General features: G+C 50.0%; 5 protein-coding genes. All 5 read left to right on the top strand.

The annotated features are described in order from the left end of the window. A complete protein-coding gene (locus P6910_RS08250; protein WP_317145793.1) occupies positions 1-450 on the top strand; it encodes an ATP synthase subunit C in 450 nt (149 codons plus the stop codon). 51 nt (positions 451-501) lie between these two features. Then, the gene (locus P6910_RS08245; protein ID WP_317145792.1) at positions 502-1,188 is read left to right on the top strand and encodes a hypothetical protein; all 687 of its coding nucleotides are present in this window, start codon (positions 502-504) and stop codon (positions 1,186-1,188) included. Positions 1,189-1,250: 62 nt separating this feature from the next. Continuing rightward, a complete protein-coding gene (locus P6910_RS08240; RefSeq protein ID WP_317145791.1) occupies positions 1,251-1,955 on the top strand; it encodes a DUF2764 family protein in 705 nt (234 codons plus the stop codon). An 89-nt stretch (positions 1,956-2,044) separates the two neighbouring features. Continuing rightward, the gene (locus tag P6910_RS08235) at positions 2,045-3,904 is read left to right on the top strand and encodes a V-type ATP synthase subunit A (RefSeq protein WP_317145790.1); all 1,860 of its coding nucleotides are present in this window, start codon (positions 2,045-2,047) and stop codon (positions 3,902-3,904) included. A gap of 603 nt (positions 3,905-4,507) precedes the next feature. Then, a complete protein-coding gene (locus tag P6910_RS08230; RefSeq protein WP_317145789.1) occupies positions 4,508-12,241 on the top strand; it encodes a hypothetical protein in 7,734 nt (2,577 codons plus the stop codon). The last annotated feature ends 29 nt before the right edge of the window (positions 12,242-12,270 follow it).

Genomic DNA, 12,270 nt, shown 5'->3' with positions numbered 1-12,270 from the left:
ATGGAAAATCTGATCTTGGCCCTGGGCTGGATAGGCGTATTTGCACCGGTTGCACTGGGGGCAGTGGGTTCAGCCATTGGCTGTTCAGTCGCTGGCCAGGCGGCCTGTGGAGCCATGCTGGATGTTGAAAGTGGTTACGGCAAATTTATCGGTCTGTCAGCAATGCCTTCATCTCAGGTTATATACGGCATTGTAATAATGTTCACCCTCAGCGGTATCGGTGTTTCCGATAACAGCGCCCCGGGCCTGCTGGGTATTGGTCTACTGACCGGTATTGCCCTGATGTACTCTGCTATCTATCAGGGTCAGGCGGTTGCCGCTTGTATCAATGCCTCCAAGAACAAACCGGAAGTCTTTGGTCTGTCCATCGCGCCTGCTGCAATTGTTGAAGGCTTTTCGGTATTCGCATTCGTATTTGCTCTGGTACTGGGTCAGCAGATCACGGCCTGATCAGTAGACTCTAGACAATAGACGGTGGACAGTTAACTAGAGGAATAAATTATGACAGCAGCAATGAATCCTGGCGGCCAGAACGTCTCTGTTGGCGTCCAGGAGCTGATCGAAAAACTGCGCAATCAGGGCGTACAGGATGGTCGTGACCAGGCTGACCGGATTGTCAGCGAGGCCCAGACCCATGCCGCCGAACTGATCCGGGAAGCCCAGGCTAAAGCCGACATGATTGTCAGCAAAGCCCGTGAAGAGGCGGACTTTATCACCCAATCCGGTCAGGAAGCCCTTCAACTCGCGGAGCGTAATGCCGTTCTGGAACTGAAAGATTACCTGTTGGAAAAATTCTCCGGACAGATCAGCGCCCTGGTCAGCGGTTCCCTGGAGAAAGAAGAAGTGCTCAAGCAGATGATTCTTGAAGTGGCAGGCGAAAATAACCTGCATGGCGAGAAAAATCTGGAAGTGGTCCTGCCTCGAAAGGTCATCGGTGTTGATGAGCTGCGCAAAAACCCGGACCTGGTTAAAAAAGGTCCCCTGTTGGACTTTGTCACCGGTCAGGCTGCTGAAATGCTTCAGGAAGGCGTGACTTTCTCGGTAGGCCAGACCAGTCAGAGCGGTATCAAATTCCGTCTTCAGGACAAGGAGATCGAAGTAGAGCTGAGCGACAATACCGTCACTGCTGTCTTACTGAGACACCTTCAGCCTCGTTTCCGGGCGCTGCTCGAAGGCATCGTCAAATAATGAGTTAAGAGTCGGAAGTTGACAGTCAAGACTGAAAAAGCCGGACTTTTTGGGAGAATGAAATGGCAGAAAACGCCTATTACACCCTGGTGACTTCGCTGCCTCACATCGATTCACTGTTTGACAGCAAGATCACTCCGATCTCTCGTCTGCAACTGGATCGACGCCTCTCCATGTTGAATCAGGAAGACAAGGATACCCTGATCAAGGTCGAGCAGCTTATGCACTGGAGCCACCTGGGTGAAGATGTAGACGAGGCAGCCCTGATCAAACTGGCAGCTCGCCTGCATGGAGAACTTCCCAGCCAGACTCTGCGTGATCTGATCAACTGGCGGCTGGACATGAGAACGGTCATGGCAGCACTGCGTCGTAAAATGCAGGGCAAGCAGGCACCGGGTGATCCCCAGTGGAGCTTCGGTACCCGCTATGCCTACATACGTCGTAACTGGAGTAATCCGACACTGGGCCTTCAGCATGCCTTCCCATGGATTCCACAGGCTATTGATTGTCTGCACAAGCGGGACTATCTCACACTGGAGAAAACCCTGCTGGAAGCCGTGTGGCGCCGACTGGACGACGCTGGCAGACAGCACAGCTTCGACTTCGAAGCGGTTGTGATCTACCTGCTGCGCTGGAACCTGGTCGCCCGCTGGACAGCCTACGACGGCGACCAGGCAGTGGAACGTTTTAACGAATTGACCGACCTGGCACTGGGCGAATTTGTCAATCCGTTATCTGGTCGGGAACCAGAGTCGGGGACAGCCTGATTAAGCAGCCATGAAAAGATACAGCCCCTCTTTAATGCCTGAGGACTGCGTCGTTGTGGCAAGCAGTAAACAGCATTTGGAAAACTCCAATGAGTGAACAGACAAACACAGAACCGGAACAGCAGGCACTGGCCCACGGAGCCTCTGCCCAAGTCGTTGCCGTAATGGGTGATATCCTCACCATCAAGAGCCTGGGCAGTAAGCCACTGACCAAAAACGAAGTCGTCTACGTAATGCCCAGCCGTCGTTCTAATGAACAGGTGGAAGAGCAACTGATGGCTGAGGTCCTGAGGGTTCGCGGTGATATCGCGGACATTCAGGTTTACGAAGACACCCGGGGTGTCGCGGTAGGCGATGCCATCATCCAGACGGGGCACCTGCTCTCTCTGGAACTGGGTCCCGGCATTCTTTCCATGATCTACGATGGTCTGCAGAACCCTCTGGAAAGGCTGGCCTCTCTGCATGGCAAATTCCTGCAGCGTGGTGTTCAGATTGATGCGCTTGATCGCAGTCAGACATGGGCATTCACAGCCGTGGCCAAGATTGGTGATAAACTTCACGCGGGTGAAACCTTTGGTACGGTCCCGGAAGGTCGCTTTACCCACAAAATCATGATTCCTTTCAACACCGAAGGTGAAGTGGAAGTGATCTGGATTCAGGAAGGCTCCTTCAGCGTTGATACCGTTGTTGCCAAAGTGCGCAATCAGATGGGTGACGAGATCAACCTGACGATGGTTCAGAAGTGGCCAGTGCGTCACTCCATTTCTGAAACCCTGTCCAGAAAAGGTAAAACTGAACGTCGGTATCCTGATACTCCCCTGGTGACTACCCAGAGAATCGTGGATACCTTCTTCCCCATTGCCCGTGGTGGCACCGGTTGTATCCCCGGTCCATTCGGTTCCGGAAAAACCGTACTCCAGCACTCCTTCTCCCGTTACTGCGATGCCGACATCGTCATCGTAACGGCCTGTGGTGAGCGTGCCGGTGAGGTAGTGGAAACCATTGAAGAATTCCCACACCTGCAAGATCCAACAACAGGCGGCTCTCTCATCGACCGCACCGTCATTATATGTAATACATCGTCGATGCCGGTAGCCGCCCGTGAAGCATCTATCTATACGGGTCTGACACTGGGAGAGTACTATCGTCAGATGGGATACAACGTTCTCGCTCTGGCAGACTCTACTTCCCGCTGGGCCCAGGCCATGCGTGAGACCTCCAACCGTCTGGAAGAGATTCCGGGTGAAGAAGGTTTCCCTGCTTACATGGACTCCGCCATTAAAGGTGTATACGAGCGTTGTGGTGTGATTCGTAACGAAGAAGGAGACGAAGGTTCCCTGACTCTGGTAGGCTCTGTATCCCCTGCCGGTGGTAACTTCGAGGAGCCTGTCACCCAGGCTACTCTGAGTACGGTCAAAACTTTCCTGGGGCTGTCGTATGATCGCGCCTACAAGCGTTTCTACCCTGCTATTGACCCTTTGATCTCCTGGTCCCGCTACCTTGATCAGTTGTCCGAATGGTACAGCAAAAACCTGTCCGCTGACTGGGTAGATACCGTCAAGGAAATGCAGGCTCTGCTTGTCAAAGGTGATAGCATTAACCAGATGATGCAGGTGACCGGTGAAGAAGGTATTACCCTGGAAGATTACGTTACATTCCAGAAGTCTTTCTTCCTGGATATGGTTTACCTGCAGCAGGACGCCTTTGATGACGTCGACAGCAGTTGCCCACTGAGTCGCCAGCAGGCCTGCTTCGAGCTGGTTGTGAGCCTGATCAGTCAGCAGTATGCCTTCAAGGATAAAGAAGTTGCCCGTGACTACTTCGTCAAGCTGACCGGCCTGCTCAAGAACCTCAACTACTCACACGACGGTTCCCCTGAATACAACGGCTATCTGCAGAAGATCGAAGAGTTAAGGAATCAGTACATTGCTACCGCAGCTGCGGCCTGATTCTGAGTGGCTCTGCAGGTAGGCTGAGGTTCTCGCCTCAGCCTACCTGCAGAACCGTGCGAACGGACCTCGTACACGGCTCCTGTTTACAGGAAATTTATTTCACTATTGACTCGTTTTTGTCAGCTACGCTCAAACAACAAACCATACACAACAGTCATTATGAGCCTTGAGGCAAGAGTCACGGCACTGGAACAATAGAATTGCCGTGCCTGTCATCCTTTGGATCAAGCACGAAAACAAGAAACACCAGCTGGATACCACATCCCTTTTGACACCCTCCAAACGACGGGGATTCCTGTTTCGCAGTTCGTTGCTCAGAGAACACAAGAAACGGTGACTGGCTCCCATCAGACCTCCCCAATAATGATCTTCTAAAAAAGCTGCAACAGGTCTTATATCTTTACCTGCTCATTGGCCAGACTTTTGGATATTTAGACACTTGAACTTGCAGCTCTCCATTTAACTGCTAAAAGTTTTGGGTACTTACAAATTCTCTCAGCCGCTTACCGGGACAGCCATGAGCTACTGGAAGTTGCATCCTTGCCTGGTATGGAAGTCACTTTTCTCAGTATTAGAAGTACTCTGCTCTGAGGTATTAGAATGACAAATACTCACCCCAATGCACTAAGCCTTGCTGTGACCTTTACAATCTGCTCTTCCATTACTGGCACTCAGGCACTGGCCGATCGCAAGCTGCAGACAAAATCTGCCGATATTCTGGGCAACGGACATTTGGAGTTTACTCAGAGTGTGGTCAGGGTTCAGCCATCTTTAGGTGATGACCAACAGCCAATACCCAGATCCATTACAACCACCTATCCTTATGAGCCTGCAGTAAATGAGGATTTTCTCTATCCTTCCATAAGCTTTTCAGAAGTTTTTTATAATACTCGTTGCACAGTTTCCAGTGTTGATCAGTTTGAGACAGACGAGAATAACGTTGCCAGGAAATACACCAAAGTCCTGAAGGCGGGTAATGAGGGCGTCTTCAGGATCACCCATAACCTTGAAGAAAACGAACTGCTCATTGAAGTCAGAGGCGGAATGACCGATCAGGATTCAGTGGAGATTATTCGAAAAGGATGGCAGTTGCATGGCATCAAATCACTGGAACCGTCAACGAAAATCGCTACCCCCATACAACTGGCTGATGTGCTGGACGCTGCCAATGACAGAGCAGGAAACCTCGGCTCAAGTGATCACTATCTTGCCCTTGCCACCATAGAAGTAGAAAAAGTTGAGGTCAATGGGCGTACCTTCATGCGTCTTGTCGCTTCGAGCGGTCAGCCCCCTGAACTGCATCGTCTGGGTCAATCACTCTTTGTCAATGACGATGCTCTCCTGGCAGCGGCCGCCTCTGCCTATATTCAGGTTCATGTTCTGGAAGAGGATTTACAACAGCAGGCTCTTAATGAACTCCTGACACACAGCAAACCCGTTGGCTACGTTGTACACGCCGAGGATGACACAGAGGTTTATCCTGTGCCTGCGGGCTATCCGAGGCTGGAAGTATCAGAAGCTTCGGAGGGAGTGATTGTTTTCCATGGCCAGAGGCTGAATCCGCAAGATGTCGCTTTTGTAGAAAACCTCCATAAACTCTGGATAGAAGCTGAGGGTAATCAACCCGCTCCTGCAGCAACAGTGGTCAATAAACATAAGGTCGGAAGCTACCAGTACGCCATTCGAAGCAGGCAGATGGCACTGCTGGAGGAGCTTGTAGCGACGGACTCTACTGGCGCTAACAAAGATCAACCGGCGACCTATACAGACGAAGATCGGCAGGCATTTCGAGCACTTTCACGCTACGAATATCTCCAGCAGGCACTGGCCAGCGCCGCTGCAGCGGCTCCAGCAGATGAATTTGACTTCTCAATGGAACAAGTCAGAGTTGCTTCGTCTGTCATCACGCCAACCTGGGTGCAGATTCAACTTGCAAGACACTTCAGCTTCAAACCCGTACTTAGAGACCATCTGATCATTAAGAGTTTTGTTAAGGGTATTATGAGTAATGTACTCACCGCCGACGAATCAATGCTCAGTGCTTTAACCCACAATGAAGAGTTTGCTTCCAAAGTCTTGAGCGACATCTCCAACCAAATGGTTCAGAGGGAAATGAAGCTGGCAAAGCATATGGCCATAGAGAGTAAGCTGACCCAGATGACAAACCAGCTGGAACTCCTGTCGGAGAAAGCCGCTATCAGTGAGGAGGAAAAACTCAAAGCCGTTCAACTCAAGCAAAAAGTTGAGAGTCAGCTTGCAGAGAATCGTGAAATGATTGAACAGCTGCAAGAGCATTCAGATCAACTTAAGCAGGAAGTCAAACGAATTCCAGAGCTGGAACAACAAGTTAGTCATGCCAGGGAAGAGGCCATAAAAGATTACAACACTCAACTGGCAGCAGAACTGGGTATTGACAACTGGGATGATACCCAGCCATCCGAAGAACAAGTCAGCCTCATCATAAAAAAAATTCACACAATGAACCTGGCGGTGGCCGCAACATTTGCTGCAACAGGAGAGTCTCATGAAGAAGCTCCTGAGGCAAAACTGGCGGTGATTGAAGGCGTGTTAGGTATTACTCCGGAAGATGAAAACGATCTGGGTGCCCGCTTTGCGTACATACAACATTACATGAAGCAACGGGCAGAACTGGCTGAAGAAGGGGCACTGGTTACTATAGAAGATCAACTCGGGCTGATCCCGGATAACAAAGATGACCTGAAGGCCCGTCACCAGGCCATTCAGCAACATCTTGAGCATCGACAGAATCTGGAAAAGCAGAAAAAAGAGACAACGATTCTTGAGCAGGAAATCGATCGAATTCCAACATTGGCAAAAGAAATTCATGTTTCAGTATCAGCAGCCATAGACGATTACAACATCCAACTGGCAAACGAGCTTGGTATTGATAACTGGGATGATAGCAAGCCACTGGAAGAACAAATCAGACTTATCAATGAGAAAATTCTTGAAATCAAAAGTTCGGTTACCGAAACAGGACAAACTCGGGAAGAAGCTGTAAGCGCAAAAATGACGGACATTGAGAGAGAGCTCAATCTTGCTCCAAACAATGGAAACGATCTGATTACCCGCTTTCAGTTCATTCAGCAACACATGCAAGAGTATCGGCAACAGCAGACCGAACTGGCCGATACTTTAATGCGAAAAAGACTGACAAATATTGAACTTAAGCTCGGTCTGGTCTCAGATAACGAAAAAGATCCGGAAGTCCGTTCCCGAGTCATTCAGCAGCACCTGAAGCAGCAGGCAGCTCAGATCGATCGAGAACGCTTTCTGCAACAGAACATCAGAAAAGATTCGAAAGGAGTCGCTGACGTCAAAGCCCGCTATGCAACCATTGCCGCACATCTGAACATTCAGGATTTTGATAGCAATGCAGATATTGACGATCAGCAAGAATGCCTGCTTAAAAAAATCAAGATGATAGAGGATTCAAAACAGTACCTGATTCAAAGACTTTCGGCAGTAGAAGAGCATCAGGAATGGCTGCTTCGTAGAACTCAGGCTGATCGACAGGATTCAGAGAATTCTTACACCGAGGCCAAAAAAGGTGCTCTGGGAGCGGTTCTTGGTATTAAGCTGAATGAGGACGACCGCGTCACTCTGGAGTCAACCGTCTATGAAAAGCTCTCCAGACTTGCAGAACTGGAACGAGAACTGGAAGACATCAGAACTCCGGGCCATCCCAAAGCCAAGCCTGAAGTACTTGAGAAACTGAGTGCCGTGGAAAATGCCATGAAGATGATTCTCCCAGGTGGAGGGGAAGACGCTTATCTTCGGCGCGAGGCTATTTCTGATGACATAAAGACCTACATCATGGAAGCCGGAAAAAGGTCAGAGGAAGAGGCCCTGAACATACTGGACGCAATGGAAGAAATATTCCACCTCGAAATCGACAAATATGCTGGCAAAAAAGCAAGACTTGAAACGGTTCGTTCAAAGCTTGATGGCGATGATATATCAGAAAACCAGCTGGACGAGATGGTTAAGATCCTCACGGACGACACGACGCTGGAGGATCCGGAAAAAGGAGATATACGGCTCGACAGGCTTCGTGAGCATCTAACCTCTCGAGTCGAAGAATCCGATCTGCGAGCCAGAGAACAACAGCTTAATTATCTTACTGCTGTTGAGAAAATGCTGGATATCAACCCTCAGAAAAACCCTGCGGCTAATAAAAGACGCGAGGCTTTCACTGCTGAGCTGGCCGGTGATCTGCAGTTAGCGTTTGAAAACGATGTCAGCCTGTCTAACCGGATGTATGCTCTGGGTGCCGAACTTCACATGATGATGGATGGAATACACAAAAGCTATGAGGATGAAGCTGCCAAAAGAACCCGGAACAATATTTTGGCTCATCAACTCAACATTAAGGAGTATAGAGATGATGCCGCTATCCACGACCAGATCGAGCTGATTAATGGCAAACTCCAGCAACTGATCCAGCAACTGGATCGCGAAGTGATGAATGCAGATCAGCCTGAAGTTGATGAGCGTGTCGCAGCCATTGAAGATGAGCTTGACAGGCAATTGGGCCGCCTTGGACCTAAACCCCGATACGTTCTTGAACGTGATGTCGGCACAGCCAGGCAAGTCATAGAAAGAGCTAACACTGAGCTGGCAGGTGCTCATCGCAAACTGAATGATCTTCGTCGCAAACAATTAGTGCTTGTAAATCGCGATGGCATTGAACCTATCTCGGATGAAGATAACAGCGCTCTCAATCAGGCAATGGAAAAAATACAGACCGAACTGGGTCTGCCTGCAGGTGACAAGCAAACCCCTGAAGAACGAGTAGACGACATCAGCCACTTTATGCAGAGAGACGGTGCAGAAAGACGAGATGAAATCATTGATAAACTGGAAGCTGCCACAAAAAACCTGAACATTCAGATAAAAGATCACCTCAGATTACCGAAACATGCTGATTATTTTGCTATTACAGCCTACGCAAATAATCGTGGCTGGGACGAAATCAATGAAGTCGATGAAGCATTAGGTGAACTGCCTTTAACCAGAAAAAAATACACTCAGGTCACGGAATTCCTGAGTATGCACGACAGAAAAGGCATGGACATAGAATCTGCACGGCATCAAAAGGCGCTTGCACAAGAGGCTGTGGATCGTAAAAAAGAGGAGATTAACAAAGCCGGTGGCATCGAACAAAAGGTTAAAACCGAATATGAGAACGAATTTGAATCGCAGAGTACAGACCTTAAGCAGACAGACCTGAAGCAAACCCCGGAGCAGAAAAGTGACGCTGAATCAGAAGCAGTGAAAGTTCCGGAGGCTCATAAAGCGGATATTGAAGCCACTGACAAAGCCACAGGTTCTGAATCAGACTCTACTGATATCGAGAAACGGGATTCCCTGAAATGTTTGATCGGGAACGATGTATCGGCAGTGGCTCGCGGACTCGCTGTACAAGAGGATCTGGATCGAAAAAATGAGGCGATTGAGAACGAGATAGAGCTGCTGAATCTGGCCCTGAAGCAGAAAAGTGATGCTTTATCAAAGGCAGAAACCGCTCTGACGGAACATCACAAAACGGCTCTTGAGGCCACTGAAAAAGCTGTGGGTCTTAAACCAGAGGCTTCTGAGACCAGTGAACAGCGGATCAGTGCCTTGAGAAAAAAACAGCTGCAACTGGGCGGGGAAGATGGCACTGGCGGCAGGATCCAGCGACTGATTCAGGAACAGGCCCGCCTGGAAGGTGAGATAGAAACCAGGAAAGCAGACATTGAGAGAATGAAGGAGAACCTGAAGACTGCAGAGCAAGCCGCCGAAAACGACGGCGGCCCCTTCCAGTACACACCGAGACAGGTAAAAGTTCTGGCCGATTTGCACGATTTCACTCAGCAGCACTCTCTCAGGAAACAAGCTCTGGAAGCCGCAATAGGCCTGGCAGCCTCTTCAGAAAAGAGCAGAAAGGCAATACCTTGCCTTGCGACATTCGATTTTGACGATGAGTTTGCACCCATTCGCTTACAGGCAATGGCCGGACAAGATCTGACGTTTGATCAGGCCAGTCGGATGGTGGAAGTCTTCAAGAACCTCAGGACGGAGTTCCCCTCCCCCCCTCCTCCTTTCGAGCCTGAAAGAGGTCAGCCTCAGACCGTCATTGAACAAGTCCAGATTCTGGCGTACAGGGCCAGGAATGAGATAGGAAGAGGCGCTAAATATTACGACGAAATCATTAACGGCATGGGTGAAACAGCCATTTACTTCGTCGAACATGAATCAGGGCACCTGAAAAGCTTCTCGGAATACTTCGAGATCCATTCTGCCAGTGGTAACAAGATCATAACACTCCTGCGTGAAGGTCTGATCAGCAAGGTTGAACTTGAGAACTACATAAAGGCCGTCAGAGGTGTCGATGGTTATCAGACAGTGGATGAGTTTGAACACTTCCTTGGCTACAACCAGGGCGTCAAAGTGCCTGAGTTCAAGAAGGTTGTAAAGATGCTGTCCGACAAGGGGGCAGAGGAACTCATGCGCAGTGCCTTTACTCCTGTGGCCGTCACCGGCTCCGGCCCAGCCGGTATGAAAGAGTCTGTTGCCGGCATGAAAGATTACGCGGCTGCGGTCATTGCCAATTATGTTCTTGACGATATTGCCTTTGAAAACGGCCGTAAGACGGCAGCATTTCTGGCTAATGTACAGGATACCCTGACACCTTATGCCCACATTGCTGACCTGCCTGAGTCAGACCTGATCAAGATTATCAACAGCACATTGATGCAGGCTCATGCTGCAGCGGTTGAGCAACAGCTCAATGAATACTGGGTAAGACCTTCAGCCTTCCTGGTACAGGCTGTCACCTGGTACTTCTCAAGCTACAAACCGCTACTGGTGGCCCATACCGCCTGCCAGGCTGCCAGGCTGTCACTCTCAAACATGTCATTCCTCTATCTGCTGGACCTGACCAACAGGGGTGATTACGCACACAGAATGATCACACCCTTCGAGCACTGGTTGCAACGCTATAGTGTTGATTCTCAACGAGCCGGCCAATACGCTTACCATAATCAAATTGAGCAAGTCTCCGAAGTGGGCGGGCTGGCCATGCCATTGGGCAAGGCCGCTTCTTCAGTCATTCTGCTGAAAACCGGCTCCATGCTGTTTACCCGGCAGCACAACGCCAACCCCCATATGTATCGCAGCATTTCCCGTCTGGTGCCCGAAATAGTGAAATCCATGGGTTCCGGGCGAGGGGTGAAGGTACCGCTGCTGCACCGGGTGACACCACAAAAAGTGAAAAGTCTGGCCTCTGCCACCGCCGGCCTCGTGCTGGGTCCGGTAGCCACTGTTGGAGCCTACGCCCATGGGCTGATATCCGGTTTTACCTATGCTCAAACATTCGGATTTGCCCTGGCGTCGAGCCTCACTTTCGACTTCTTTATGAACGACAATAAGATGCTCACTCAGTGGCTTGGCGGCCCTCTGGGCCGAAGCCTTGACAAAATTAATCGCTGGCGAGGCGTCGGCGAATCGGATCATGAATATGTGAAACGTACGGCTATTGCCACGCCTCAACGCTCCGGTGAAAGCGACGGGGAGTATGCAAATCGTGTCAAAGCGGGCAACATGATGCTTGGCTGGACGAGACATGAAAATTATCTGCAGTTCCGTGAACGCCGTGATCGCACCATAAAACTCTTTGAGCATGGCTGGGAGAAATACTTCAAAGAAAATGTGCCCAAATGGTCATTCTCCCATTCAGAGAGTGTGCCTTACTCTTACACTCTGGGTACCTTCTTCGAAGGGCATAAGCGCGATGATAAGCAACTTTCTGCCCATGATAACCCCTCCTCTCAATCAAGCTTTCTGCCCGGAGCCATGGGCGATCAGCTTGATGGTAATGAGGAGTGGTATATGACTCCCGATGCAGGGCTGCTTTCTGAGCCCACAGAGACCCGTTCGGTGAAAGAGCCTGATCAAGCGGCTGAAATGGACGACCTCGAAAAAGACGATACATGGAAAAATACTGAATCTGCACTGGTAACTCCTGCAACCACAACCACTGAAGTACCAATAACGCCGGCCACTACAACATCAACAACCAGTGAGACGCTGGTGGTGACTGCGGGAGTAACGGTTGCTTCTGACACCATGGCGGCAACCCCACTGCCAGAGCCTGAAGCAACTCCAGCTGTTTCCTCCACACCGGCCACCACAGGGACTTTAGCGCCTGATGACAGCTTGGCAGCCAAGGCTGATCCTGAGGACAATCTTGATATTGAGGCTGTGATTAAGGATTTCGAACTTGATGAAGATTGGGGTGACAATAAAAATCCCCGCGACGAACTTTAATATCAGAAACCAGTGGATGACCTCTTCAT

This window comes from Endozoicomonas sp. 8E (assembly GCF_032883915.1).
Lineage (GTDB): Bacteria > Pseudomonadota > Gammaproteobacteria > Pseudomonadales > Endozoicomonadaceae > Endozoicomonas_A.
This window is presented reverse-complemented; position numbering and strand designations above follow the sequence as displayed.